This window comes from Herbiconiux sp. VKM Ac-1786, from assembly GCF_015350805.1.
Classification (GTDB): Bacteria; Actinomycetota; Actinomycetes; order Actinomycetales; family Microbacteriaceae; genus Herbiconiux.
Genome location: NZ_JADKSG010000001.1, coordinates 1,922,288 through 1,947,503 on the forward strand (window position 1 = coordinate 1,922,288; position 25,216 = coordinate 1,947,503).

General features: G+C 73.5%; 25 protein-coding genes, 1 tRNA gene and 1 pseudogene. 15 read left to right on the plus strand and 12 right to left on the minus strand.

Annotated elements, in window-relative coordinates:
* Nucleotides 1–69: 69 nt before the first annotated feature.
* Both ITJ64_RS09410 and ITJ64_RS09415 read right to left on the minus strand, forming a co-directional pair.
* Nucleotides 70–879, minus strand: a complete 810-nt coding sequence (locus tag ITJ64_RS09410) for an energy-coupling factor transporter transmembrane protein EcfT (RefSeq protein ID WP_194680375.1) — start codon at nucleotides 877–879, stop codon at nucleotides 70–72.
* Nucleotides 876–2,630, minus strand: coding sequence for an energy-coupling factor transporter ATPase (locus ITJ64_RS09415; protein WP_194680376.1), 1,755 nt, complete (start codon nucleotides 2,628–2,630; stop codon nucleotides 876–878). The genes ITJ64_RS09410 and ITJ64_RS09415 overlap by 4 nt, the downstream gene beginning before the upstream one ends.
* A gap of 183 nt (nucleotides 2,631–2,813) precedes the next feature.
* Between ITJ64_RS09415 and ITJ64_RS09420 the strand changes: the two genes are divergently transcribed.
* Nucleotides 2,814–4,505: a hypothetical protein gene (locus tag ITJ64_RS09420; protein WP_194680377.1), complete on the plus strand. Its 1,692-nt coding sequence runs from the start codon at nucleotides 2,814–2,816 to the stop codon at nucleotides 4,503–4,505.
* A 159-nt stretch (nucleotides 4,506–4,664) separates the two neighbouring features.
* Here the strand turns inward: ITJ64_RS09420 and ITJ64_RS09425 are convergent, their stop codons facing one another.
* Nucleotides 4,665–5,210, minus strand: coding sequence for an ECF transporter S component (locus ITJ64_RS09425; protein WP_194680378.1), 546 nt, complete (start codon nucleotides 5,208–5,210; stop codon nucleotides 4,665–4,667).
* Nucleotides 5,211–5,348: 138 nt separating this feature from the next.
* Here ITJ64_RS09425 and ITJ64_RS09430 point away from each other — a divergent pair, with 138 nt between their 5' ends.
* From ITJ64_RS09430 to ITJ64_RS09450, 5 genes and pseudogenes are all read left to right on the plus strand, one after another.
* Nucleotides 5,349–5,903: an RNA polymerase sigma factor gene (locus ITJ64_RS09430; RefSeq protein WP_194680379.1), complete on the plus strand. Its 555-nt coding sequence runs from the start codon at nucleotides 5,349–5,351 to the stop codon at nucleotides 5,901–5,903.
* Nucleotides 5,900–6,727, plus strand: coding sequence for an Asp23/Gls24 family envelope stress response protein (locus ITJ64_RS09435; RefSeq protein ID WP_194680380.1), 828 nt, complete (start codon nucleotides 5,900–5,902; stop codon nucleotides 6,725–6,727). The genes ITJ64_RS09430 and ITJ64_RS09435 overlap by 4 nt, the downstream gene beginning before the upstream one ends.
* Complete coding sequence (locus ITJ64_RS09440; protein ID WP_194680381.1) at nucleotides 6,724–7,290, plus strand: hypothetical protein; 567 nt, start codon at nucleotides 6,724–6,726, stop codon at nucleotides 7,288–7,290. Before ITJ64_RS09435 ends, ITJ64_RS09440 begins: the two co-directional genes overlap by 4 nt.
* A gap of 168 nt (nucleotides 7,291–7,458) precedes the next feature.
* Entirely contained in the window at nucleotides 7,459–8,499 is a 1,041-nt protein-coding gene (locus ITJ64_RS09445; protein WP_194680382.1) for an agmatine/peptidylarginine deiminase, read from the plus strand.
* A gap of 119 nt (nucleotides 8,500–8,618) precedes the next feature.
* Nucleotides 8,619–10,334 (plus strand): annotated as a pseudogene (locus ITJ64_RS09450) (amidase); the annotation flags it as partial.
* A 675-nt stretch (nucleotides 10,335–11,009) separates the two neighbouring features.
* On the opposite strand, the gene ITJ64_RS09455 reads toward ITJ64_RS09450, so the two are convergent.
* The 5 genes from ITJ64_RS09455 to ITJ64_RS09475 form a co-directional block, all read right to left on the minus strand.
* Entirely contained in the window at nucleotides 11,010–11,627 is a 618-nt protein-coding gene (locus ITJ64_RS09455) for a TetR/AcrR family transcriptional regulator (protein WP_194680383.1), read from the minus strand.
* A 22-nt stretch (nucleotides 11,628–11,649) separates the two neighbouring features.
* Nucleotides 11,650–11,952 (minus strand): DUF202 domain-containing protein, encoded by a 303-nt coding sequence (locus tag ITJ64_RS09460; RefSeq protein ID WP_173182554.1) that lies wholly within the window; start codon nucleotides 11,950–11,952, stop codon nucleotides 11,650–11,652.
* Nucleotides 11,952–12,374: a YidH family protein gene (locus ITJ64_RS09465; protein WP_370545114.1), complete on the minus strand. Its 423-nt coding sequence runs from the start codon at nucleotides 12,372–12,374 to the stop codon at nucleotides 11,952–11,954. Before ITJ64_RS09465 ends, ITJ64_RS09460 begins: the two co-directional genes overlap by 1 nt.
* Before the next feature lie 62 nt (nucleotides 12,375–12,436).
* Nucleotides 12,437–13,354: a DMT family transporter gene (locus ITJ64_RS09470; protein ID WP_194680384.1), complete on the minus strand. Its 918-nt coding sequence runs from the start codon at nucleotides 13,352–13,354 to the stop codon at nucleotides 12,437–12,439.
* A 96-nt stretch (nucleotides 13,355–13,450) separates the two neighbouring features.
* Nucleotides 13,451–14,125 (minus strand): fasciclin domain-containing protein, encoded by a 675-nt coding sequence (locus ITJ64_RS09475; protein ID WP_194680385.1) that lies wholly within the window; start codon nucleotides 14,123–14,125, stop codon nucleotides 13,451–13,453.
* 204 nt (nucleotides 14,126–14,329) lie between these two features.
* Here ITJ64_RS09475 and ITJ64_RS09480 point away from each other — a divergent pair, with 204 nt between their 5' ends.
* On the plus strand, nucleotides 14,330–15,022 hold the full coding sequence (locus ITJ64_RS09480) for a hypothetical protein (protein ID WP_194680386.1): 693 nt from the start codon (nucleotides 14,330–14,332) through the stop codon (nucleotides 15,020–15,022).
* Here the strand turns inward: ITJ64_RS09480 and ITJ64_RS09485 are convergent.
* Nucleotides 15,019–16,269 carry an isochorismate synthase MenF gene (locus ITJ64_RS09485; RefSeq protein ID WP_370545115.1) on the minus strand — a complete coding sequence of 417 codons (1,251 nt, stop codon included), beginning with the start codon at nucleotides 16,267–16,269 and terminating at the stop codon, nucleotides 15,019–15,021. The genes ITJ64_RS09480 and ITJ64_RS09485 overlap by 4 nt on opposite strands.
* A 70-nt stretch (nucleotides 16,270–16,339) precedes the next feature.
* Here ITJ64_RS09485 and ITJ64_RS09490 point away from each other — a divergent pair, with 70 nt between their 5' ends.
* The 3 genes from ITJ64_RS09490 to ITJ64_RS09500 all read left to right on the plus strand — a co-directional run bounded on the left by ITJ64_RS09490 (nucleotide 16,340) and on the right by ITJ64_RS09500 (nucleotide 19,568).
* Nucleotides 16,340–17,053 (plus strand): class I SAM-dependent methyltransferase, encoded by a 714-nt coding sequence (locus ITJ64_RS09490; RefSeq protein WP_370545116.1) that lies wholly within the window; start codon nucleotides 16,340–16,342, stop codon nucleotides 17,051–17,053.
* 9 nt (nucleotides 17,054–17,062) lie between these two features.
* Nucleotides 17,063–18,118 carry a polyprenyl synthetase family protein gene (locus ITJ64_RS09495; protein WP_370545117.1) on the plus strand — a complete coding sequence of 352 codons (1,056 nt, stop codon included), beginning with the start codon at nucleotides 17,063–17,065 and terminating at the stop codon, nucleotides 18,116–18,118.
* A gap of 91 nt (nucleotides 18,119–18,209) precedes the next feature.
* Complete coding sequence (locus ITJ64_RS09500; RefSeq protein ID WP_194680388.1) at nucleotides 18,210–19,568, plus strand: FAD-dependent oxidoreductase; 1,359 nt, start codon at nucleotides 18,210–18,212, stop codon at nucleotides 19,566–19,568.
* A 31-nt stretch (nucleotides 19,569–19,599) separates the two neighbouring features.
* On the opposite strand, the gene ITJ64_RS09505 is transcribed toward ITJ64_RS09500, so the two are convergent.
* Nucleotides 19,600–20,688, minus strand: coding sequence for a DMT family transporter (locus ITJ64_RS09505; protein ID WP_194680389.1), 1,089 nt, complete (start codon nucleotides 20,686–20,688; stop codon nucleotides 19,600–19,602).
* Between ITJ64_RS09505 and ITJ64_RS09510 the strand changes: the two genes are divergently transcribed.
* Nucleotides 20,687–22,090, plus strand: coding sequence for a PLP-dependent aminotransferase family protein (locus tag ITJ64_RS09510; protein WP_194680390.1), 1,404 nt, complete (start codon nucleotides 20,687–20,689; stop codon nucleotides 22,088–22,090). The genes ITJ64_RS09505 and ITJ64_RS09510 overlap by 2 nt on opposite strands.
* 128 nt (nucleotides 22,091–22,218) lie before the next feature.
* Here the strand turns inward: ITJ64_RS09510 and ITJ64_RS09515 are convergent, their stop codons facing one another.
* A complete protein-coding gene (locus ITJ64_RS09515; protein WP_370545118.1) occupies nucleotides 22,219–22,956 on the minus strand; it encodes an NUDIX domain-containing protein in 738 nt (245 codons plus the stop codon).
* Nucleotides 22,953–23,441 (minus strand): YajQ family cyclic di-GMP-binding protein, encoded by a 489-nt coding sequence (locus tag ITJ64_RS09520; RefSeq protein WP_370545119.1) that lies wholly within the window; start codon nucleotides 23,439–23,441, stop codon nucleotides 22,953–22,955. Before ITJ64_RS09520 ends, ITJ64_RS09515 begins: the two co-directional genes overlap by 4 nt.
* 78 nt (nucleotides 23,442–23,519) lie before the next feature.
* On the opposite strand from ITJ64_RS09520, the gene ITJ64_RS09525 reads away from it, so the two are divergent.
* The 4 genes from ITJ64_RS09525 to ITJ64_RS09540 all read left to right on the plus strand — a co-directional run bounded on the left by ITJ64_RS09525 (nucleotide 23,520) and on the right by ITJ64_RS09540 (nucleotide 25,208).
* Complete coding sequence (locus ITJ64_RS09525; protein ID WP_194680392.1) at nucleotides 23,520–23,780, plus strand: type II toxin-antitoxin system Phd/YefM family antitoxin; 261 nt, start codon at nucleotides 23,520–23,522, stop codon at nucleotides 23,778–23,780.
* The gene (locus ITJ64_RS09530) at nucleotides 23,777–24,160 is read left to right on the plus strand and encodes a type II toxin-antitoxin system VapC family toxin (RefSeq protein ID WP_194680393.1); all 384 of its coding nucleotides are present in this window, start codon (nucleotides 23,777–23,779) and stop codon (nucleotides 24,158–24,160) included. The genes ITJ64_RS09525 and ITJ64_RS09530 overlap by 4 nt, the downstream gene beginning before the upstream one ends.
* A 35-nt stretch (nucleotides 24,161–24,195) precedes the next feature.
* Nucleotides 24,196–25,029 carry a lytic transglycosylase domain-containing protein gene (locus ITJ64_RS09535; protein ID WP_194680394.1) on the plus strand — a complete coding sequence of 278 codons (834 nt, stop codon included), beginning with the start codon at nucleotides 24,196–24,198 and terminating at the stop codon, nucleotides 25,027–25,029.
* A gap of 94 nt (nucleotides 25,030–25,123) precedes the next feature.
* Nucleotides 25,124–25,208, plus strand: a tRNA-Tyr gene (locus ITJ64_RS09540).
* Nucleotides 25,209–25,216 lie beyond the last annotated feature (8 nt).

The following is a 25,216-nucleotide window of genomic DNA, read 5'->3' on the forward strand; positions in this document are numbered from 1 at the left end:
GTCCTTTTCTGGTCGACGTCATTGACGACTTGCGCTGCCGGATGGCGAGCGAATTCAGTAGATCATACATCACACCTTTAGCGCAATGAGGATGGCCGAGGCCGTCAGCAGCCAGCTGAGCAGCACGAACGCGGTGTCGCGGACGCGCCAGGGGACGAGGTGCCGCTCGGTGCGGGTGGGGTGGGCGCCGAAGGCCCGCGAGTCCATCGCGAGGGCCACCCGTTCGGCGTGCCGCAGTGCTCCGGCCAGGAGCGGCACGAGGTAGCCGACCCGCCGGCGCACGGCGGCGACCGGACCGCGCCCGGGCGTCATACCGCGCACCCGGTGCGCCTGCCGGATCACGTCGAGCTCGTGCCCGAACCGCGGCACGAAGCGGTAGGCGGCCAGGGCCGTGTAGCCGACGCGGTAGGGCACCCGCAGCTGCTGCACGAGCGACCGGGCGAGGTCGGGGCCGGTCGTCGTGAGCCCGCCGATCAGCGAGAGCAGCACGATCGCGGCCAGCCGCAGCGCGGTGGCGGCGCCCGCGAGCAGGGCGCCCTCGTGCAGCCGCACCGGCCCGAGGGCGATCACGAGGGGGGTGACGGATGCGCGGCCCGCGTCGCTCCAGAACGCGAAGCTCAGCGTCAGCACGGCCGTCGCCGCGGGCAGCGCCACCAGCAGTCCGAGCAGCGCGCGGGGCGAGAGGCGTGCGCCCACGAGCACCAGGAGCAGCGTCGCCGCCGCCAGGGCGGCCGGCAGCGCGGATCCGTGCGCGAAGAGCACCGCGACGATCGCGGGAAGCGGGCCGGCGATCTTCGCGAGGGGGTTCAGGGCGTGCAGGAAGCGGCCGCGCGGTGGCGGTGCGGGCGCGAACGGATCGGGCGTCGGCGGCGCGCTCATTCGGCGGCCCCGGCCCCGGCTCCGGACCCGGCGTCGGTCTCGTCGCCTGCGGGGCGCAGCGACGCCAGGTCGGCGAGGCGGGTCACGCCGTGCCACGCGGGATCGGCCGCCGCGCGGAAGGCGCGGGCGAGCGGCGGCGCGATGAGTCCGGCGGCCTCGAGCGCGCCCGAGCCCAGCACCTCGGCGGTCGGGCCGTGGGCGGCGACGCGGCCGCCGTCGAGCACGAGCACGTGCGTGGCGTGCTCGGCCACCAGCTGCAGGTCGTGGGTCACCGCGAGCACTGTCGTGCCGGCCCGGTTCAGCTCGGCGAGGAGGTCGAGCAGCTCGCGGGCGCGGGCGCGGTCCTGGCCGAAGGTCGGCTCGTCCAGCGCGAGCACGGGGGCGCCGGCGAGCAGGGCGGTGCCCACCGAGAGGCGCCGCTTCTGCCCGCCCGAGAGGAGGAACGGATGCGCGTCGCGCTGCTCGACGAGACCGAAGCGCTCGAGCATCCGTTCGACCTGCTCGTCGATCGCCGGTCGCGCGACCCGCTGCAGCTCGAGGGTGTGGGCGAGCTCGTCGGCGACCGTGCTGCGGATGAACTGGTGCTCGGGGTTCTGGAACACGAAGCCGATGGTGCGCGCGAGGCGGCGCGGGTCGGCGCGGGCGGGGTCGACCCCGAGCACGTCGACCGTGCCGCGCGGCGGGGGGACGACGCAGGCGAGGGCGTGCAGGAGGGTGGTCTTGCCCGCGCCGTTGACGCCGACGACGGCGGTGAAGGAGCCGGCGGGGACGTCCAGATCGAGGTCGTGCAGCACGGGTGTGCGGCCCCGGGAGACCGAGAGGCCGCGCACGGTGACGGCGGGGCGGGCCGGCGGGGCCGGCGTCTGCTCGCGCGGAGCGGGCGGCCGCGCATCCGTCGCCGGCCGGAGAGAGTCGAGGAGCGTCGTCAGGGCGGACGGGGTGAGGGGCGGAACGGGCACCGGGAAGCCCTGCGCACGGAGGCGGAGGCCCGCGAGGAGGGCCGTCGGAAGCCAGACCCCGAGGGCGAGCAGCTCGTCGGCGTGCTCGCGGAGCAGCCCGACCGTGCCGTCGAGGACCAGGCGGCCCGTGCCGTCGAGCACCACGACGCGGTCGATCACCGCGAGGGCCGCGTCGAGGGCGTGCTCGATCAGCACGAGGGTGCGGCCGCCCTCGGCCACGAGCTCGCCGAGCACCGCGAAGACCTCCTCGGCGCCCACCGGATCGAGGTTCGCCGTGGGTTCGTCGAGCACGATCACGGGGGAGCGCAGGGCGAGCGCGCAGGCGATGGCGAGGCGCTGCCGACCGCCGCCGGAGAGGCGGTCGGGGTTCTCGTGGCGCCGCTCCCAGAGCCCGACGCGGCGGAGGGCGTGCTCGGCCCGGTCGAGCACCTCGGCGACCGGCACGAGCAGGTTCTCGGGGCCGAAGCAGACCTCGTCGAGCACGGTGGCGGTGACGATCTGGGCGTCCGGGTCCTGGAAGACCATCGCGACGTGCGCGCTCAGGTGGGCGACCGGTGTGCCGGACGTCGGCAGACCGTCGACGGTCACGGTGCCCTGCAGCTCGGCCGGCACCTCCTGGGGCACGAGGCCGTTCAGTGCGAGCGCCAGCGTGGACTTGCCGCTGCCGGAGGGCCCGAGCACGAGCACCGCCTCGCCCGGATGCACGAGCAGATCGATCCCGTCGGGCGTGAAGCGCTCGGCGCCCTCGTGGCGGATGCGCACACCGCGGAGCTCGAGGGCGGGGTCGGTCACGGCACCAGCCTAGGTTAGGGTCGGCTAAGTCGCGGCCGGGAGAGCGCGCTCTCCGATTCCTGGTGCGCCGGCATTTTTCACCCGTTCTGGGTTTTTTCAGGCGTGGCCGCTATCGTTGAGGAGCCCTGGTCGTGCCGGCCCCGAAGCCGCATCGCCTCCCGCTCCATCCGAAAGACCTCACGTTTGCCGAATCCCGACTCGCGTCCACGCGCTGCTGCGCCGACCACTGCGACCTCCGGAACCGAGCACACCCCTCCTCTCACCCGCCGCCAGCTGCGCGAGCTCGAGCAGCAGGCCGCTGTCGCCGCGCCGGCCGAGGACGTGCCGGTCGCGCCGCTGACCCGGCGGGCCCGTCGGGCCGTCGAGACGGTGGTCGGCACGGGCGCCGGCACCGGCACTGGCACTGGCACTGGCACTGGCACTGGCACTGGCATCGACGCCGCTGACGCTGACGCTGCCGCCGCGCTTCGTGAGGCGGAGCAGCGTGCGGCCGAGCTGCGGGAGACCGAGCTGCGCGACGCCGAGATCGCCGACCTCGAGGTCGCGCCCCTCGGCTCTGGGCTCCTCGAGCCCGATGTCGAGCTGACGCTCGAGCCGGCTCGACCGTCCAACACGTCGTCGCCCTCCTCTTCGTCTTCGTCTTCGTCCTCGTCCGAGTCGACCGGGCCTGAGTCGGCCGAGAGCGGCTCCGGTCCCGAGGTCGAGCCCCAGGCGCCCACCTCGCGCCGCGCCCGCCGGGCCGCCGAGGCGCCCCGCACCGAGATCGTCTCCACCGGCTCCATCGCCGTCGTCGTGCCCGCCGGCACGGCCTCGGGGGGCGCCGCCACCGCCGCCGACCGCGCCGGGCTCGACGAGCTGGAGGCCGCGGCCGCCCTCGTCACCACCGGGCCGATCGCCGTCGTCTCCCGCCGGGCCGCCCGCGAGGCCGCCGTCCCCGCCGCTCCCGCCGTTTCAGCCAAGGGGTCCGGGAGCCGCCGCGCCGCGGCCGCCCGCACCCCCGCCCGCGCCTCGGGCCGCCGCATCGCCGAGCCGCGCCCGCGCGCCGGACGCCAGGGCGGCACCCGTGCCGGGGGCGCTCGCAGTGCATCCGCTCGTCGTCGCGGCTGGGCCAAGGCCGGGCTCTCGGCCATCGCCATGGCCTTCGTCGTCGGCATGACCGCGGTCACCGCCATCCCCACCACCGTCTCGGCCAGCCCCGTCGACTCGAACCTGGTGAACCTCAGCCTGAACGCGAAGTCGACCGCCGAGACGCAGCAGCTCATCACCGCGAACGGATCGACCGCCGAGGTCGTCGACCGCGACGGCTACTCGGTGTCCGACGCCGGCGAGCTGCAGGCGGCCGGCTACTCCAGCGCGCAGATGCTCGTGGGCCGCTCGCTCGCCCAGGAGCTCGTCGACGCCATGGACTCGGGCAAGCTCGTGGGGTCGGTGCCCGACCACATGAAGGAGATCCGCTGGATCGCCCAGGGCGTCACGGTGCCCGACTGCGGTGTCGACTACCGCATCCTCGAGATCATCGCGATCGCGGTGCGCAACTTCGACCAGGTCGGCGTCAGCGACATCAACCGCAAGTGCACCGGCCAGATCGAGGGCGCGGGCACGAGCTCGTCGCACTACATCGACGGCGGCGGCCACGCGGTCGACTTCTACCTCCTCGACAACAAGAGCCTGAACGGGGCGGATGCGGGCACGCTCAAGCTCATCAGCATCCTCGACCCGGTCATGCCGGTCGGTGCCCGCGTCGGCCAGGCCGGCTGCCGCGCCTCGGCGGGCGTCAAGGTGAACCTCACCAACTGGACCGAGTTCGACGACTCGTGCACGCACATGCACGTCGACGTCCCGGTCACCGACGCGCCGCTCCTGCTCGCGCAGTAACGCCGCGCTTTCCCTCCCCCTCACCGCCCCGCCCCGCCCCCACCCACCGCTTTCGCGAGTGGTCACTGTTGGCGCGAAACACGGCGCGTTGGCGCCGAAAGTGACCACTCGCGAAAGCGATGGGGTGGGGTGGGGTGGCGCGGGGGCGCGCGCCCGGGGTCAGGGGCGCGGGGCGAGGCCGCGGGTGACGCCCGTGGCCGCCAGGGGGCGGGCCAGCGCGAGCGCGAGCAGCGTGAAGACGACGGGGGAGAGCAGCGAGCCCGCGACCAGCACGAGGGCTCCGACGGGATCGAGGTCGCGGGCGCCGACCAGCCGGTACATGCCCGCCGCGAGCACCGCGCCCGAGACGAGGGCGCTCACGAGGAACAGCCCGACGCCCCAGCGGCGGTAGCGCGCGACGAGGAATGGCAGCTCCTGCAGGGCGCCGATCCCGACCGAGATCAGGGCGGCCCCGAAGCCCAGCGGGTTGAACGCGGCGGCGACGAGCCCCGAGAGCACCGCGACGAGCAGCGCCACCCCGCCGCGGCGGAAGAGCCGCTGAGCGAGGGCTCCGGGAACGAAGTACACCCCGAGGGTGAGGCCGTAGAGCATCGGGGCGACGGCGTTCACCGTGCCTCCGAGGTAGGAGTTGACGATGAAGACGATCCCGCCCACGACGCCGATCGCGGCGCAGCTCAGCAGCAGTCGTGTGCTCGTGTTCCTCATGGCGCCTCCCCGTCCAGCTTAGGGTGCACTAACCCCGGTGACGGTCCGAGGGCGGCACGGGCATCCGCTCTCACCGCCACGGATGTGGGATAGTCGCTAGAGGGCGCTGAGCCCCCCTGCCACGACCACGGAGGACGGATGATGTCAGAGCCGCTCGCCGAGGCGTCCGACCGCATCCTCGCCGGTCGTGCCGCCGACGGAGACCTGCGGGCGTTCGAGGTGCTGGTGCGACGCCACGGTCCGCTGATGCGCGCTTATGCGACGCGGGTGCTGGGGTCGAACTCCGAGGTCGACGACGTGGTGCAGGAGACCTTCATCACGGCGTGGACGAAGATGCCGACCCTCGACGACCTCTCGGTGGTCAAGTCGTGGCTGATGCGGATCGTGAACCGCAAGGCGATCGACCGCATCCGCGCGCGGCACGACGACCGGCCGCTGCTCGACTGGGACGACGAGACCCCGCCCGAGCAGGGCCCCGAGAAGCAGGCCGAGGCGCAGTCGCAGCGCGAGCAGCTGAAGAGCGCACTCGACCGGCTGCCCGAGGCGCAACGGCAGTGCTGGGTGATGAAAGAGGTAGGAGGCTTCTCCTACGAGGAGATCTCCGAGGAGCTCGGGGTACCGCCGTCGACGGTGCGAGGACTTCTGGCCCGCGCACGCAAGACACTGATCAGAGAGATGGAGGAGTGGCGATGACCGACATCACGGGCGACGACCGCCACGACGACATCCCGCGCGGGGTTCCGGGTGCGCGCGACGCCGCCGAGGCCCCGGAGACGCTCGACGCCGCTGGGGTCCCGGATGCGCGCGACGCCGCCGCGGCCCCGGAGACGCTCGACGCCGCCGCGGCCCCGGAGACGCTCGACGCCGAGCCCGACATCCTCGACGTGTACGCCGACTACCTCGACCGCGGTGAGCAGCCGCCGGCCGAGCTGATCGACGCGAGTCCTGAGAACCAGCTCGCCTGGGCCGCGCTGCTCAGGGTGCGGGACGCGGCCGGGTCGCTCGTCGACCTCGAGGCCGAGGCGGCCGAGAACCCGTTCGCGACGGGGTGGGTCGAGAGCATCCTCGCCAACGTGCAGCGGGAGGTGCGGTCGGGGCGGTCCATCCCGCTGACGCATCCGTCACCGCGGGCGAAGCTGACGGTCACCGAGGCCGCCGTGCTGGGGCTCGTGCGGGCCGCGGGCGACTCGGTCGACGGGGTGCTGATCGGACGCTGCGTGCTCGACGGCGACGTCGAGCAGCCCGGCGCTCCGGTGCGGGTGCGGGTCGAGGCGAGCGTGTTCTGGGGCGAGAGCATCCCCGAGCGGGCCGAGGTGCTGCGCGCCGCGATCGCGCACACGCTGCTCGAGCACACCGAGCTCACGGTCGAGTCGATCGACGTCACGGTGACCGACGTGCATCTGCGGCGCCAGACCCCGTCCGACGGGGACGGGCTCGCCGCGACCGCCGGTGCGCCCGCCGGCCCGGGCGACGACGGGCCGAGCAGTGACCAGGTCGACGACGGGAGCGCACGATGACCGACGGCGATGTGACGGCGGGCCTCAGCGGCGGCGGCGCCGGCCCGACCGGCGGTGGCGCCAGCGGCGCGGCGGCGGGCTCCGGCTCCGGAGCTGGGGCGGCAGCGAGCGGTGCGGCGGCGGGCTCCGAGGGCGGGGCGGTGGCGAGCAAGGCGGCGGCGGGCTCCCAGGGTGGGGCGGCAGCGAGCGGGACGGCGGCCGGGGACGACGCGCTCGCGCGCAGCCTCGCGATCGCGGTGCTCGCCGTGCCCGGCGTGCTGCAGACCTACGACGCCCGACACGTGGTCGCGGCCGTCGTGGCGGATGCCGCCACCGCCCTCCGCGCCGGCCTCGGCGCCGGGCTCCCGGTGATCGCGCCCGCGCCGCTCACCGCGTCGTCCCCGATCGCCGTCTCGCGCGGCTCGGCCGGCCTGAGCGTCACGGTGAAGATCGCGGTCAGCGAGGAGCGCCCCGCCGCCGCGACCTGCCGCGACGTCTACGCCGTCGTCGCCGACGCGGTGGCCGCGCTGCCCGACGGCGGAGACCTCGACACGATCTCGGTGCAGATCTCCCGCATCGGCTGACCGGAACGCCACCGCCCGCCGGCGGGAACGCCGCCACCAGCAGTCGAGAATGCGGCCATCGGCGGGCCAGATCGCGCCATCGGCCGACGAGAACGCCGCCGCCGGCTGACAAGCGCGCCCGGACGCGCTAGCGTTCCCTTATTGATCGCTGAATCAACAAGGAGCGCCATGACCTGGCTGATGCCCGCCGAGACCCACCCGCACGAGCGCACCTGGATGGCGTTCCCGCGCCCGAACGCCTCCCTCGGCGACACGACGTCCGAGCGGGAGGCCGCGTACGCCGCCTGGACGGCGGTCGCGCACGCGGTGGCCGAGTTCGAGCCGGTGACGATGATCGTCGACCCCGAGGAGTCGGCGCGGGCCGCCTCGATGCTCGGGGGCGGGATCGAGCGCATCGCGCATCCGCTCGACGACTACTGGGTGCGTGACACCGGCCCCAGCTTCGTGCTCGGCGACGACGGCCGGCTCGGCGCGGTCGACTGGGTGTTCAACGGCTGGGGCGGGCAGAGCGACTGGGCGCGTTGGGACCACGACGAGTCGCTCGCGCGGTTCGTGGCCGAAGCGGCCGGGGCCGAGCTCGTGTCGTCGGGGCTCGTGAACGAGGGCGGGGCGATCCACGTCGACGGCGCGGGCACCGTGCTCGTGACCGAGACCGTGCAGCTCGACCCGGGCCGCAACCCCGGGCTCGACCGTGCCGCCGTCGAGGCCGAGCTCGCCCGCACGATCGGGGCGACCGCGATCGTCTGGCTGCCGCGCGGCCTCACCCGCGACTACGAGCCGTTCGGCACCCGCGGCCACGTCGACATGATCGCGACGATGCCCGCGCCCGGCACGGTGCTGCTGCACTCCCAGCCCGACCCGGCGCATCCCGACTACGCCGTCACGCGGATGCTCCGCGGCGTGCTCGAGGCCGCCACCGACGCGAGCGGCCACCCGTTCACGGTCGTCGACCTGCCGGGCCCGTCGACCCTCCGCGACGCCGACGGCTTCGTCGACTGGAACTACGTCAACCACCTCGTGGTCAATGGCGGCGTCATCGCTTGCGGGTACGGCGACGGGCGAGCGGATGCGCGTGCCCGCGACATCCTCGCCGAGGCGTACCCCGGCCGCCGTGTGGTCACGGTCGAGGCGCGGGAGATCCTGGCGCGCGGCGGTGGCATCCACTGCATCACGCAGCAGCAGCCCGCGACCCCGCGGACGAGCGCGTGACCGCTCCCGGCACCGCCCCGGCCGGCGCCGCCCCTGACGCCCCTCCCACTGCTCCCGCTCCGACGACCACCGCCGGCGCGGCCGACACCGCTGCTACCGCGGCGACCAGCGCCGCCGCGGTGACCACCGCCGCCGACACAGCCGCCGCCACCCCCGACCTCGCGACCGCGGGCATCGCCGAGCTGCGCGACGCCCTCGAGCGCGGCACCACCACGAGCGTCGAGCTCGTCGCCCGCAGCCTCGAGCGCATCGCCCACTACGACCGCCACGGCATCGCCCTGAACGCCGTGCCCGTGCTGAACCCCGATGCGTTCGCCGACGCCCGTGCCTCCGACGCCCGCCGCGCGCGCGGCGAGACGCTGGGCCCCCTCGACGGCATCCCGTACACCGCGAAGGACAGCTACTGCGTCCAGGGCCTGACCGTCGCCGCCGGGTCACCGGCCTTCGAGCACCTCGTCGCCGCCGCCGACGCCTTCGCGATCGAGCGTCTGCGCGCCGCCGGCGCCGTGCTGATCGGCCTCACCACCATGCCGCCCATGGCCAACGGCGGCATGCAGCGCGGTCTCCACGGCCGCGCCGAGAGCCCCTACGACGCCCGCTACCTCCCGGCCGCCTATGCCTCCGGATCCTCCAACGGCTCCGGCGTCGCCACCGCCGCCGGCTTCGCCGCGTTCGGCCTCGCCGAGGAGACCTGGTCCTCCGGCCGCTCGCCCGCCTCGAACAACGCCCTCGTCGCCTACACCCCCTCGCGCGGCGTCATCTCGGTGCGCGGCAACTGGCCGCTCGTCCCGACCATGGACGTCGTCGTACCCCACACCCGCTCCGTCGCCGACCTGCTCGAGCTGCTCGACGTGCTCGTCGCCGACGACCCCGAGACCCGGGGCGACTTCTGGCGCGTGCAGCCCTGGGTGAGCCTGCCGGCGGCGTCGAGCATCCGCCCCTCGTCGTACCTCGACCTCGCCGAGGGGGTGACGGATGCGCGCACGCAGCCGCTCGCCGGCCGCCGCCTCGGGGTGCCCCGCCGCTACATCGCCCGCGACACCGGGGCCGTGGCGCCGATCGAGACCCGCGCGTCGGTGCTCGCGCTGTGGGAGGCGGCCCGGCGGGACCTCGAGGCGCTCGGCGCGGAGGTGGTCGAGGTCGACTTCCCGGCGGTGGAGAACTACGAGGAAGACCGCCCGGGACGACACTCGATGTCGTCACGCGGGCTCGTGCCCGCCGACTTCGCGGAGCGCGAGCTCTGGGAGCTGTCGATCTGGGCCTGGAACGACTTCCTCGACGCGCAGTCGGCGGCGAACGACGACCCGGCGCTGCGCTCGCTCGCGGGGGTGGACGGCGCCCTGATCTTTCCGCGACCGACCGGACAGCTGCCCGACCGCTGGGGCGACCTCGACTACGACCTGGCCGAGTACGCCGAGCGCGCGCGACGACACGGGGTGCCGTCGCTGACGGAGATCCCGTCGATCGCCGAGGGCGTGCGCGGCCTCGAGGAGACCCGCCGCCTCGATCTCGAGCAGTGGATGGACGAGCTCGGCCTCGACGCCCTCGTCTTCCCGGCGGCCGCCGACGTCGGGCCGGCCGATGCCGACACGAACGAGGCCTCGGCGGCGCTGGCGTGGCGCGACGGCGTCTGGGTCTCGAACGGCAACCTGGTGCCGCGGCACCTCGGCATCCCGACGGTGACGGTGCCGATGGGGCTGATGAGCGACACGCGGATGCCCGTGGGGCTCACCCTCGCCGGGCGCGCGTACTCCGACAGCACGCTGCTCCGCCTCGCGGCGGCATTCGAGGCGCAGCGCCCCCGCCGCGTCCCGCCGCCGCGGACGCCGCCGCTCCCCGCCCCGCCGCTGGCCGCCCCGCCGCTCCCCGCCCCGCCGCTGGCCCCTCCGCCGCTGGCCGCTCCGCCGGTGACGCCGGCGCCGGCGGCAGGGCCGGTGGGTGCGTTGCAGCTCTCCGCCGCGCCGGCCGCGGCCGCGCCGGTGGGTCTGCCGTCACTCGCGACCGCACCGTCCGCGCGCGAGCCGGTTGGTGTGTCGAGGGCCGTCGCCGGAGGGCCGGAGCCGCGGCTCGTGCTGACGGCGGAGTGCCGGGCGGGGGCCGAGGGTGGCGGATCCGACGCGGTGCTCGTGCACGGCGAGTGCGACGTGGGCGCCGCGGTGAGCGTGACGCTGAACGGGGTGGCGCTCGAGGTGGAGCGGGCGGGCATCCGCTTCTCGGCCCGCGGTGAGGTGCCGGCCGCCGAGCACGCGCGGCGCGTCAGCGAGTGGCGGGAGCCGTTCGGCTCGCTCGTCGTCGCTACCGCGCGCACCGCGGCCGGTACGGTCGGCGCCGTTGCGGTGGCCGGCGGCATCGCTTGAGCTGGATCGCCTGAGCGGCTTCGCGTACGTATCGGTGACACCGAGCGCGTGAGGGGGGCGGTAGTCGCCGGGCGTGCGTGAGGACCGAGCGCGTGAGGGGAGCGGTGGTCGCCGGGCGTGCGTGTGGACCGAGCGTAGGGCGGGGCGGCGGGGTCAGGCCAGGGCGTCGGGCGGGAGGCCGAGCTCGCGGGCGACCGCGCGCTGCACCAGGCGGGCCTTCGCCGCGTCGTGGCGGTCGTGCACGGCCGACTGCGCGTTCAGACCGTCGACGATCGCCACCACGAGCCACGCCAGCCCGTCGCGGTCGGCCACGGTGAACTCGCCGGCGGTCGCCCCCTGCTCCAGGATGCCCGCCACCACCGACTCCCAGCGCCCCCCGAGCTCGTGCACGGCGCTCGCGAGCGGCTCGTTGCGGCGGCCGAGGCTCCAGGCGTCGACCCACACCGCGGTGACGGGGTCGCGCGACGGATCCAGCGTCGTGGCCAGCAGCGCCCGCAGCCGCCCGACGGCGGTGCGCTCGCGGTGGGCCACCGCCGTCACCTCGTCGAGCTCGGCCGAGGCGATGGCGCGGAACGTCTCCGCCACCAGCACGTCGGTGCTCGGCTCGTAGTGCGCCACGAGCGCCGGCACCACGCCGACCCGCGTGCCGACCGAGCGCAGGGTGATGCCCACGAGGCCGTCGGCGCGGGCGATGGCGCAGGCCGCGTCGCGGATCTCGGCCGATCGCTCGGCGGCGGACTTGCGCACCGAGCGCTGCGGGGAGGAAACCATGGTCCCTAATGTAACGAGAGCGTCAGAACAGGATGAGCAGCGCCAGCACCCCGCCGAGCACCGCCGTGGCGCCGATCAGCAGAGAGATGCGGGTGAGCGGCGTCCAGGGGGACACGCCCTCGCGGCGGGCGGCCCGCCCGCGGGCGCCGAACAGCACGACGACGGCGCCGACCGCGACGAGGGCGGCGATTCCGGTGCCGATTGGGAAGTTGCCCTTGAGGCACGCGAACGCGAGCAGCAGCGCGACGAGGGCCGTCGACAGCGCGGTGCGCTGCCAGGACAGCGCCGTGCGCTCGGGCTGGAGACCCGGGTCGCGGCGGGCCATCAGAGGTCGCCCGCCAGCTCGAACACGGCGTAGCCGGCGAGCACCAGCGCCAGCACGACGACCCCGATCACGAGCCACGGCAGCGCGACCGGCGCGGGCAGCGGCAGGTCGAGCCGCAGCGCGCGCTCGGCCCGGCGCCAGGAGAACAGGGCCGAGAGCGCGAGCGCGCCTCCGGCGAGGCAGGCGACCAGGGCGATGACGTCGATCACCCAGGGCAGATCGGCGAACGACGCCAGCGTGGTCAGCGCGACCCCGCCGGCGACCAGCGACAGCCCGGTGCGCACCCAGGCGAGCGCCGTGCGCTCGTTGGCTAGGCTGAACCGCACGTCGGGGTCGCTGCCGACGCCGTACACGGCCCGCGGCCGGCGCTCGTCGTCTCCGGGCTCCCCGCTCGACCCGGGTCCCGCGCTCGACTCGCTCACCCTCGAACTCTAACGCCCGTCGCGCGCCCCGGGCCGCCCGCCGCCGCCCGCGGTCGAAGGCGTCACGCCAGCGCGAGCATCCCCGCCGCCACGAACGCGAGCACCAGCCCCACCACCTGCACCGGCGCCACCCGCTCGCGCAGCAGCACCGCGGCCAGGATGACCGTGCCGGCCGGGTACAGCGCCGTCAGCACCGACACCACGGTCAGCTCCCCGGCCCGCAGCGCGAGCAGCAGCAGCACGTTAGCGATCGCGTCGACCACCCCGCAGGCGATCGCCAGCAGCACCGCGCGCTCGGCCCAGGCCGGCAGCACGCCGGGCCCGTGCCCGGCGGCCCCGGCAGCCCCGGCGGCCGCCGTCTCCGTCGATCGCGCGCCCCGGAGCCGCGTGACGACCACCAGCACCACCACCGCCGACACCATGATCACCGCGCTCGTCGCCCGGTTCAGCAGCAGCGGCACCAGCCCCGAGTCGTCGGGCGTGCGGTCGATGATCACGAGGAACAGCCCGATCATCGCCCCGGCCCCCACCGCCATCCCCAGCCCGAGCAGCCGCGGTCGCGCGGCCCCCTTCTCGGGTACGAAACCGACCAGGACCACCGCGACCAGCGCGATCCCGATCGCGATCCAGCCCACGATCGACAGCCGCTCGCCGCCGACGAGCCCCACGGTCAGCGGCACCAGCGCCGACACCACCGCGGTCACCGGCGACAGGATGCTCATCGGCCCGATCGCGAGACAGCCGTACAGGAGCGACAGTGCGATCGCCCCCGTCACCCCCGACAGGATGCCCAGCTGCACCGCCTCGGCCGAGAACGTCCCGCCGATCAGCGGCAGCGCCACCGCGATCAGCGCGAGTCCGGCGACGGCCGACAGCGCGGTCACCCGCACGGCGCCCAGCCGACGCGACGCGAGCCCGCCGAGGAAGTCGGCACCGCCGTAGACGATGGCACCGATCAGGCCGAGCGTGGCGGAGAGCATGGTCCTCCCACCCTATGAGGATCAGAGACGTGCACATTAAACGCCGAATGACCGGCCGCCTAGGCGACCGGTCACTCGGCGTATCCGAGAAGGGGATTACATGGGGGGCATCAGCACCGAGTCGATGAGGTACACGGTCGCGTTGGCGGTCTGGACGCCACCGCAGATGACGTTGGTCGAGCCGTTGACGGTCAGCGCGTCTCCGCTGCCGGCCACGGTGACCTCGCCACCCTGGACGGTCTTGTGGGTTCCGACGATCTCGTCAGGGGTGAGCTGGCCGGGGATCACGTGGTAGGTGAGGATCGAGGTCAGCGTCGCGGCGCCTTCCGGGGTCTTCAGCGTGTCGAGGGTCGCGGCATCGATCTTGGCGAACGCGTCGTCGACGGGGGCGAAGACGGTGAACTCACCGGAGTTCAGGGTGTCGACCAGGTTGACGTCGGGGTTCACTCCACCGGAGACCGCAGCGGTGAGGGTCTTCAGGAGCGGGTTGTTCGACGCGGCGGTGGCCACGGGGTCGAGCGACATGCCCTCGACCGAGCCGGCGCCGTCCGGAACGGCCTCGGCGTAGGCGGCGCAGCCGGAGCCGACGAGGTTCGCAGCGGGGTCCATCGACTCCATGGAGGGCGAGGGGGTCGAGGCGGCCGACGACGGGGCGCTGGACTCCTCGGTGGTGGCGGTGGTGCTCGAGCCGCCCGAACAACCGGCGAGGCCGAAGGTGGCGACGGCGGCGATGGCGAGTGCGGCGAGGGTGGAGCGCTTGGTGATACGCATGACTGTTCTCCTTTGAGGAATGGGAAAAAACGGGCGCTGACCTTGGTTTTCAGCGGTCCGTGCCTTCAGAAGGTCTTCGGAAGCCCCCCAGAGGCGGATTGGAAATGATCCGAAATTCTTTTGCGGCCTGCCCCGGTCGAGGGGCACCACAAGGGGGTGGAGGCCCCGGCATCCCCGGAATCACGCGGCGGGTTACCGTCAGACATGACCTTCGAGCTCAGTCGCCGCACCGTCGTGGGGATGGCCGCCTGGTCCGTTCCCGTCATCGCCTCCGCCGTCGCTGCCCCCGCTCTCGCGGCGTCGGGCGACACCGTCGCGTTCGCCCCGTCGGTGGTGTTCGCTCCGTCGGGTGCGCAGGAGTTCACCGTCGCCGGCACCGCGCCGGGCGCCTCGCGGGTCGCCCTCGTCTACCCGGCCGGATTCGGCGGGCCGTCCGAAGTCGACGTCACGGACGGTGCCTTCGCCCTGCCGCTGCGATGCCCCGTCGGTTCGGCCAGCGGCGTCGTCACCGCCACGGCGGCCGGCCTCGGCGCCGGCTCGCTCGTGGTCACCGTCCAACCGGGCGGCCAGGACACCGGCAGCATCACCTGGACGAACGACAGCGTGACGGGGACGAGCCGTACGCTCCCCGCGCTGACCGGATCGATCAGCACCCGCGGCTCCTTCCTGCCCGACGTGCAGCTGTCCTACCCCGCCGGCTTCACCGGACCGGCGACCGCCGTGGTCTCGTGGACATCGGGCTCCGGGACGGCGGCGTCCATCGGCACCTTCAGCGTGCGCGGGGTCACGGTCGACGCCGGAGCGACGTCCGGCACCATCGTGGTGAGTCCGGCCGACTTCCAGGGCCAGGTCGTCTACACCCCCGCCGCGGCGACGCTCGCCGTGACCCAGGTCTAGCCGAAGGCCTCGACGATCGGCCGGAACTTCATCTTCGTCTCGAGGTACTCCCGCTCCGCATCCGAGTCGGCGACGATGCCGCAGCCCGCGTAGGCGGTGATGTCGCCCGCCTCGTCGACCTGCGCCGAGCGCAGCGCCACGGCCCACTCGCCGTCGCCGTCGGCACCCACCCAGCCCACAGGCCCGGCGTAGCGGCCGCGATCGAAGGGCTCGAGCTCGCGGATGACCTGCAGCGCGGTCGCGGTCGGCGTGCCCGCCACGGCGGCCGTGGGGTGCAGCGCCGCGATCAGGTCGAGCGAGGTCGACCCGTCGGAGAGCACGCCCTCCACGTCGCTCGCCAGGTGCCACAGGTTCGGCAGCTTCAGCGTGAACGGCACCTCGCTCGTGGTGAGGCTGCGGCTGTGCGGCCGGAGGGCCGCGAGCACGCTGGTGACCGCGAAGCCGTGCTCGTCGAGGTCCTTGGGGGAGGTCGCGAGGGCGACCGCCTGGTCGTGATCGGCCTGCGCATCCGCCCCTCTCGCCGTGGTGCCCGCGAGCACGCGCGCGCTGACGGTGCCGTGCGAGACCCGCACGAGCGTCTCGGGGCTGGAGCCGACGAAGCCGTCGACCGCGTAGGTCCAGCAGTCGGGGTAGCCGAGGGCGAGGTCGGTGAGGGGGCGGCGCAGGTCGGCGCCGGCGGGCAGGTGCCCCACGAGGTCGCGGGCGAGCACCACCTTGTCGAGTTCCTGGGCGGCGATGCGCTCGACGGCGGCGTCGACCGAGGCGCGGAAGCCGTCGGCCGAGACCTCGCCCGGCAGCAGCGTGAGCCGGTACTCGGGGCCGAGCGGCCGGGTCATCGCGGTGGGCAGGGGCTCGTCCGAGCCCTCGACGCGCACCTTCGTGACCCAGAAGCGGCCGTCGCGCTTGCCGATCACGACGCGCGGGACGATCAGGGTGCTGGTGGCGGCCGAGTCGTCGGCGAAGGCGAAGGTGCCGAAGGCGATCAGGCCCGAGCCGGGCAGCTTCACGGGGTCGGTGACGCGGGCGGACGCCACGACGTCCTTCCACGCGGCGCAGGCTTCGAGCATCCGGCCCGGCCCGCCGAACTCGAGCCGCAGGGCCTCGCCGATGCCGGCCATGCCCTGGCCCTTGCGCAGCCAGACGAGCGGATGACGCGGGTCGATCAGCGGGATGAGCAGCTTCACGTCGTCGACCGGGTGGGTCTCGACGATCAGGCGCGGAACGGTCGGGATTGCGGAATCGCTCACGTTGCCACCCTACGCCTGGCAATTACCCGCCCGGCCGCCGCTCCGAGCCAACTGAATCTAGACTGGGAGCGTGACTAAGGCAGACCTCACCAAACGACCCGAGCAGGTCTCCGCCATGTTCGACCAGGTGGCGGCCGGCTACGACCGCAGCAACAACGTGCTCTCCGTCGGCAACGCGGCGCTCTGGCGGGTGGCGACCACCCGTGCGGTGAACCCGCGACCGGGGGAGCGCATCCTCGACCTGGCCGCCGGCACCGGCACCTCGAGCGCCTCGCTCGCCGCGAGCGGCGCCCACGTGACCGCCGCCGACTTCTCGCCCGGCATGATCGAGGTCGGAAAGCGCAGGCAGGCCCGCGTCCCGAACATCGACTTCGTCGTGGCCGACGGCATGGACCTGCCGTTCGAGGACGACTCGTTCGACGCCGTCACCATCTCGTTCGGCCTGCGCAACATCGTCGACCCGAAGGTGGCGCTCGCCGAGCTGTACCGGGTCACCGCCCCCGGCGGCCGCATCGTGGTCTGCGAGTTCTCGCGCCCGGTGAAGCCCCTGCGCGGCGCCTACTACTGGTACCTCAAGAACGTCATGCCCGCGGTCGCCAAGGCCGTCTCCTCGAACGATGCCGCCTACGACTACCTCTTCGAGTCGATCGCCAACTGGCCCGACCAGAAGTCGCTCGCGGCCTGGCTGCGCGAGACCGGCTTCGTCGACGTCGGCTACCGCGACTTGAGCGCCGGCATCGTGGCGCTGCACCGCGGCACCAAGCCGCTACCCGGAAATAAGTAGGCTGTGTCCGTGACCTCCAGTCTTCGCCGCGCCACCGGCCGGTCGACCCCGCTCTCGCTCGCCGACCGCCTGTTCTCCACCGGCGAGGATCGGCGCACCGCGCGGGTGATCGAAGAGGGCATCGAGACCCTCGAGGCGCGCCTGGGCGCCGAGACCCACTTCTCCGGTGGCCTGGTCGACGTCGTCGCCCGCTACCTGCTCGAGGCGGGCGGCAAGCGCGTGCGCCCCATCCTCGCCTTCCTCACCGCCCAGCTCGGCGACGGCATCACCGACGAGGTCATCACCGCGGCCGCCTCGATCGAGCTCACCCACCTCGCGTCGCTCTACCACGACGACGTGATGGACGACGCCGACCAGCGCCGCGGGGTGCCGAGCGCCCAGTACGTCTGGGGCAACTCGATCGCGATCCTCACCGGCGACCTGCTCTTCGCGCGGGCCAGTGCGCTGCTCGCACTGCTCGGGGAGCGGGCCATCCGCCTGCAGGCCGACACTTTCGAGCGGCTCTGCCTCGGCCAGCTGAAGGAGACCCTCGGCCCGGCCGAGGGCGAGAACCAGGTCGACCACTACATCGCGGTGCTCGCCGACAAGACGGGGTCGCTGATCGCAGCCTCGGCGCAGCTCGGCATCATCTTCTCCAACGCCCCCGCCGCCTTCGAGGAGCCGGTGCGGGTGTTCGGCGAGAAGGTCGGCATCGCCTTCCAGCTCGTCGACGACGTGCTCGACATCGCGCCGTCGGCCGACGACACGGGCAAGACTCCGGGCACCGACATCCGCGCCGGTGTCGCCACGCTGCCGGTGCTGTACCTGCGTCAGCTCGCCGCGACCGATCCGGACGCGGCCGCGCTGCTCGCGCGCATCCAGCCCGACGAGCTGGCGAGCGCCGCGCCCGACGACTCCGACGAGGCGATCCGGCTGCTGCGCGAGCATCCGGTCACCCGTCGCACTGTCGAGGAGGCGCACCGCTACGCCCGCGAGGCCATCGCCGCGCTCGACCCGCTGCCCTCGGGCACCGTGAAGAAGACCCTCGTGCGGTTCGCCGAGACCGTGGTGGAGCGCACGAGCTGAGGCTCGGGCATCCGCCACCCCCGTTTCAGCCGCACAGTTTCACCTGCACACCCGGCCGGCCCCGCCGCCCGACCACCGATAGGAACTCACCGTGACCAAGCTCCGTTTGGCCATCGTCGGAGCCGGCCCCGCCGGCATCTACGCCGCCGACCTCCTCGTGAAGGCCGAGCGTCACTTCGACGTCTCGATCGACCTGTTCGAGCAGCTGCCCGCCCCCTACGGCCTCGTGCGCTACGGCGTCGCCCCCGACCACCCGCGCATCAAGGGCATCATCAACGCGTTGCGCGAGGTGCTCGACTCGGGCGTCATCCGCTTCTTCGGCAACGTGCGCTACGGCGTCGACATCACCCTCGACGACCTGAAGAAGCACTACAACGCCGTGATCTTCTCGACCGGCGCCATCCGCGACGCCTCGCTCGAGATCCCCGGCATCGACCTGGCCGGATCCTATGGGGCCGCCGACTTCGTGAGCTGGTTCGACGGCCACCCCGACGTGCCCCGCACCTGGCCGCTCGAGGCGCAGTCGGTCGCCGTGATCGGCAACGGCAACGTGGCGCTCGACGTCTCGCGCATCCTGGCCAAGCACGCCGACGACCTGCTCGTCACCGAGATCCCCACCAACGTCTACGAGGGGCTCAAGGCCTCGCCCGTCACCGACGTGCACGTGTTCGGCCGCCGCGGGCCGGCGCAGGTGAAGTTCACGCCGCTGGAGCTGCGCGAGCTCGGCGAGATGAACGACGTCGACATGATCGTGCACGACGAGGACTTCGAGCTCGACGAGGCGTCCAAGGCCGCGATCGAGACCAACAAGCAGGTCTTCGTGATCAACAAGGTACTGAACCAGTGGCGCGAGCGCCCGGTCGGGCAGGCGTCGCGCCGGCTGCACCTGCACTTCTGGGCGAAGCCGCTGTCGGTCGAGTCCGACGGGGCCGGCCGGGTCGCCGCGCTGCGCTACGAGCGCACCCGCCCTGACGGCGCCGGCGGCGTGGTCGGCACGGGTGAGATCCGCGAGGTGCCGATCCAGGCGCTGTACCGTGCGGTCGGCTACTTCGGCTCGCCGCTGGACGAGATCCCGTTCGACGAGCAGCACGGCGTCATCCCGAACCACGAGGGCCAGGTGCTCGACGAGCACAACGAGATCGTGCCCGGCGTCTACGCCACGGGCTGGATCAAGCGCGGCCCGGTCGGCCTGATCGGGCACACCAAGTCCGACGCCATGGAGACGCTCTCGCACCTCGTGCGCGACCAGGCCAACTGGTGGACCCCGGCCGAGCCCGGCGAAGAGGCGATTCCGGCCCTGCTCGAGTCGCGCGGGATCGAGTACACCGACCTCGACGGCTGGCACAAGCTCGACGAGCACGAGCTGGCGCTCGGGGCGGCGGATGCGCACCAGCGCCTGCGCGTCAAGGTCGTGCCGCGCGACGAGATGGTCGCGATCTCGCGGGCGTAGCGGGTGGTGCGGGTGTGGCGGGCGTAGCCGTTCAGGCGGGTGCGCGCCGCACCCGGGAGCGCACCGCCAGCGCCGCGCACGCCACCACGACGGCCGCGCCGCCCAGCGTCACGGCGGTGAGCGGTTCGCCGAGCAGCAGCGCTGCCCAGACGATGGTCAGCACGGGCTGCACCAGCTGCATCTGGCTGACCGACGCGATCGGGCCGATGCCGAGGCCGCGGTACCAGGCGAAGAACCCCAGGAACATGCTGATCGCGCTGACATAGGCGAAGGCGAGCCACGCGTCGGCGCCCACCGCGGCCGGGTCGAGCGGATGCGCGACCAGCGACACCCCCGTCAGCACCACCATCAGCGGTGCCGCGATCACGAGCGCCCAGCAGATCACCTGCCACGACCCGATCTCGCGAGCCAGCAGCCCGCCCTCGGCGTACCCGACGGACGCGGCGACCACCGCCCCGAACAGCAGCAGATCGCTGACATGGAGGCCGCCGAACCCGCCCGACGACACGACGGTGAAGCCGATCACGGCCACCGCGCCCGCGACCGACGCCACCCAGAACAGCCGGCTCGGGCGCTCCCGCCCGCGCAGTACGGCGACGGCGGCGGTCGCGGCCGGCAGCAGCCCGATCACCACCGCGCCGTGTGCGGCGGGCGAGGTCTGCAGCGCGAACGACGTCAGGAACGGGAACCCGACCACGACGCCGGCCGCGACCACCGCGATGCGCGGCCAGAGCCGCCGGGCAGGAGGCCGGGTGCGGGTCGCGAGCAGCACCGCGGCGGCGAGGAGCGCCGCGACGACGGCGCGGCCGGCTCCGACGAACAACGGATCGAGCGCCGCCACCGCCACCCGGGTGAACGGGAGGGTGAAGGAGAAGGCGAGCACGCCGAGGAAGCCCCAGACGAGGCCGGGTGCGAGGGACGGCCGATCAGTGCCACGTGGCGGTGCCGGGTCGGCGGTCGGTGTCGCCGTGGCGGGACGGGCGGCCGGGTCGGCGCCGGGTGTCACCGTGGCGGGGCGGGCTGCGGCGTCAGCGCGGGGCGTCGCCGCGGCGGGACGGGCGGGGCGCGCATCCGGTAGCACCGTCAGCGGCGGGGGAGTAGCGCTATCATCAGCCTTCATGAGTGACAGTAGCAGTTCGGCGCGGATCGCGGCAGCCCTCCGCACCGAGCTCGGCGGCCTGCGCGCGGGCGCCCGCCTGCCCTCGACCCGGGCGCTCACGGCGCGCTTCGCCGCGAGCCCCGTCACCGTGCAGCAGGCGGTGCGGATGCTCGTGCGGGAGGGCCTCGTCGAGTCGCGCCCGGGCGACGGGACCTTCGTGCGGCCCGCCCGCCCGGCCCCGCGCGCGGACCACTCCTGGCAGACCGCCGCGCTCGGCCCGGCGCGCGCCGACGGCGGCTTCGTCGGCTCGACGATGCAGACGCCGGGCGAGGACGTGATCGCGCTGCACAGCGGCTACCCCGTCGACGACCTGCTGCCCGTGCGCGCGGTGCAGACCGCGCTCGGCCGGGCGGCCCGCTCGCGCTCGGCGCTCGACCGTCCGCCCGCGGCGGGGCTGCCCGAGCTGCGCTCGTGGTTCGCCGCCGACCTCGCCGACGCGGCGCCCGCCGGCGGCTCGGCCCCCACCGCCGCCGACGTGCTCGTGATGCCCGGCGGACAGAGCGCACTGTCGTCGGTGTTCCGGGCGCTCGGCCGGCCCGGCGACCCGATCGTGATGGAGTCGCCCGGCTACTGGGGCGCGATCGCCGCCGCCCGCCAGGCCGGGCTCGTCATCGTGCCGGTGCCGCGCGACGGCGACGCGGTCGACGCCGTCGTGCTCGCCGAGGCCTTCGAGCGCACCCGCGCACGGCTGTTCTACGCGATGCCGCACTTCGCCAACCCAACCGGGTCGACGTGGTCGCCGGCGTCGGCCGCGGCCATCCTCGACGTCGTCCGCTCGAACGGCGCGTTCCTCGTCGAGGACGACTGGGCGCACGACCTCGCGCTCGACGCCCCCGTCCGACCGCTCGCGGCGTCCGACCCCGACGGGCACGTGGTCGCGGTGCGCTCGCTGACGAAGAGCGTGTCGCCGAGCATCCGGGTCGCCGCGGTGGTCGCGCGCGGGCCGGCGCGCTCGCGCATCCACACCGACCGCGTGGTCGACGGGCTCTACGTCAGCGGCGTGCTGCAGACGGCGGCGCTCGAGGTCGTCACCGCGCCCGGCTGGCAGCCGCATCTGCACCGGATGCGCGACCAGCTGCGCACCCGCCGCGACGCCCTGGCGGCCCTCGTGACCGAGCTGCTCCCGGCCGGCACGCTCACCGCGCTGCCGCGCGGCGGGCTCAACCTGTGGCTGCAGCTGCCTCCCGGAGTCGAGTCGCCCGCCTTCGTCGCGGCCTCCGCGGCGTCCGGCGTGCTGATCTCGCCGGGGGAGGAGTGGTTCCCGGCCGAGCCGACGGGGGCATTCGTGCGGCTGAACTACTCGGGGCCCGACCCGTCGCGTTTCGAGGAGGCCGTGCGCACGCTGGCGCGGCTGCTGCCCTGACGGGCCAGGCGCACCTCAGCCGCCCGCCGAGTCCGTCACGGCCTCGGCATCGGCCTGGGGTGCGCGAGGGGCGCGCGCCCACACCTGCCGCGCCGGGCCCGGGCCGGGCCGGGGTGGGCTGCGCCGCGTCAGCGCGCGAAGGGGCCGCGGAGCGCCGCCCACTGCAGCAGCATGATCGTCTTCGCGTCGACGATGTCGTCGCCGACGCGCGCGAGCGCCGCGTCGATGCCCAGCTCGACCAGCTCGATGTCCTCGCCCTCGTCGGCGAGGCCGCCCCCCGCATCCGCTCGGTTCGTGGCGTCGTAGGGCGCGGCGAAGAAGAAGAGCTTCTCGGTGATCGAGCCCGGGCTCATGTAGGCGTCGAAGACGCGGGTGACCTCGCCGATGGCGTAGCCCGTCTCCTCGCGGGCCTCGCGGCGGATGGCGGTCTCGGGGTCGTCCTCGTCGAGCAGCCCCGCCGGGGTCTCGAGCAGCATGCCGTCGGGGTGCCCGTTCACGTAGGCCGGATACCGGAACTGCCTGATCAGCAGCACCGTTCGCCGCGCCGCATCGAACAGCAGGATCGTGGCGCCGTTGCCGCGATCGTAGGTCTCCCGTTCCTCGACCGACCAGTGCCCGTCGCGGTGCTGGTACTCGATCTCGGTCGTGCGGGTGATGTACCAGTTCGACGTGAGCAGCCGCACGTCCCGCACCCGCACGCGCGGGTTGCCGGTGAGGTCGCGACCGGTGAGGTGCAGGCCGGTGCGCCCGCGGCGGTCGGGCGTGTCGACTCCCGGCACGCCCGGCGTCGCGGTCGGGGCGACGGATGCTCGCGCATCCGCTCGCCCGTCGGAGCCGACGTCGCCCCCGCCCCCCGCGTCGCTCACCGGAAGTTGATGAACTGCAGCGCCACGTCGAGGTCGGCGCCCTTCAGCAGCGCCATGGTCGCCTGCAGGTCGTCGCGGCTCTTGGACGAGACGCGCAGCTCGTCGCCCTGGATCTGCGACTTGACGCTCTTCGGGGCCTCGTCGCGGATGAGCTTGTTGATCTTCTTCGCGTCGTCCTGGGCGATGCCCTCCTTCATGGAGGCCTCGAGGCGGTACTCCTTGCCGGAGGCGAAGGGCTCGCCGGCGTCGAGCGAGCGCAGCGAGATGCCGCGCTTGATGAGCTTCGACTCGAACACCTCGAGGATCGCCTTCACGCGCTCCTCGGAGTTGGCCTTCATCAGCACCTTCTCGCCGCTCCACTCGATGGAGGCGCCGATGTTCTTGAAGTCGTAGCGCTGGGCGACCTCTTTCTGAGCCTGGTTGAGGGCGTTGTCCGCCTCCATCTTGTCGACCTTGCTGACCACGTCAAACGATGAATCTGCCATGCCGCTCATTTTACGCCGCCCGGGCATTGTGACGATGCCTCGACATGGCTAGGCTCGCTAGCCAGGTGGGAGATGACCATGGAGCGATACGACGTGCTGTACACGCGCAACAACCTGTCCCGGCTGATCAGCCGCGTCGAGGCCGGTGAGGAGATCGAGATCTCGCGGCGGGGCAAGCCGGTGGCGCGGCTCGTGCCCATCGAGCCGGAGGCCAAGAAGTTCTGGAGCGGCAAGGAGATCGTCGCCTGGCTGCGCGAGAACCCGCTGCCCGCCTCCTCGCGGAGGACGCCCGAGGAGATCGACGCGTGGGTGCAGGAACTCCGCGGCGACGACGAATGATCTACGCCGACTCGAACATCCTCATCTACCTGATCGAAGACCCGGGCGAGCGCGGCGATCGTGTGCGCCGCCGCTTCGACGAGATCGACGACGAGCTCGTCGTGAGCCCGCTGGTGATCATGGAGTGCCGGGTGAAACCCCTGCAGCTCGGCGACCTGGTCACCGTGCGTCGCTTCGACCGCCTGTTCGATCATCTGCCCCATCTCGACATGCCCGAAGAGGTCTACCTGCTCGCGGCGGACACCCGCGCCCGGCACGGTCTGAAGACGATGGATGCGCTGCACCTCGCCACCGCGCAGTTCCACACCTGCGACGGCTTCTGGACTCAGGACGATCGCTTGAAGGCTGCCGCGGGCGGATTGGCCATCGAGACCTTCTGAGGGCGGGTGTCAGGGGGGTCTGGTTGAGTGGGGGCATGCGTCTTCGAGTCCCGTCCGTCGTCCGCGCGGTGGTGGCGGGGGCCGCGGTGGTGGTGCTGGGCGGGGCGATGGGCGGATGCTCGGCCGGCAGTGAGGGCGCCACCGTCGATCCCGGGCCGACGTATGCGGCCCAGGCGGAGGTGCGGGCATCCGGAGCCGGCAGCTACCGCGACGGAACGCCGACCGCCGAACTGCCCGACCCCGCGTGGCTCGACACGGTCGCGTCGGCGACCGGGATTCCGCGGCGGGCGCTGCAGGGCTACGCCGGCGCCGCGATCGCGAGCAACGAGGTGCGGCCCGAGTGCCACGTGGGCTGGAACACGCTGGCCGGCATCGGCTGGGTGGAGTCGCACCACGGCACGATCTTCGGCGGGAGCATCCTGGACTCGGGGGTGACGAGCGCGCCGATCGTCGGGGTGCCGTTGGACGGGAACGGGTTCCAGGAGATCCCCGACACCGACAAGGGCGCGGTCGACGGCGACACCGAGTGGGACCGGGCCGTGGGGCCGATGCAGTTCGTGCCCGCGACGTGGGCGGCGTGGGCGAGCGAGGCGAACGGGGACGGGGTGCCCGACATCAACAACATCGACGACTCGTCGTTGTCTGCGGCCGAGTACCTGTGCTTCTCGGCGGGGCGGGTGGGGTCGGGCACTGACGGCGGCTCGGGCGGTGACGGCGGCGACGCGGCCCCCGGCGACCTCGGCACCGAGGCCGGCTGGCGCGCCGCGATCGCGGGCTACAACGAGTCCCCGGCGTACCTCGACGAGGTGCTCGACTACGCGAACCGGTACGCGGCAGAGGCCGCGCAGGCGCTCGACGCCGAGGGCTGAGGCCGCGCATCCGCCCCGATTTCGCCGAACGGGGCTTGCTGGGTATCCTTGATCAGCGCCTTCGGTTGTGTGATGAACGTGGTCGGGTGCGCCTGGCGAGTTACCCAAGCGGCCAAAGGGATCTGACTGTAAATCAGACTGCTCAGCATTCGGGGGTTCGAATCCCTCACTCGCCACCAGAACACGG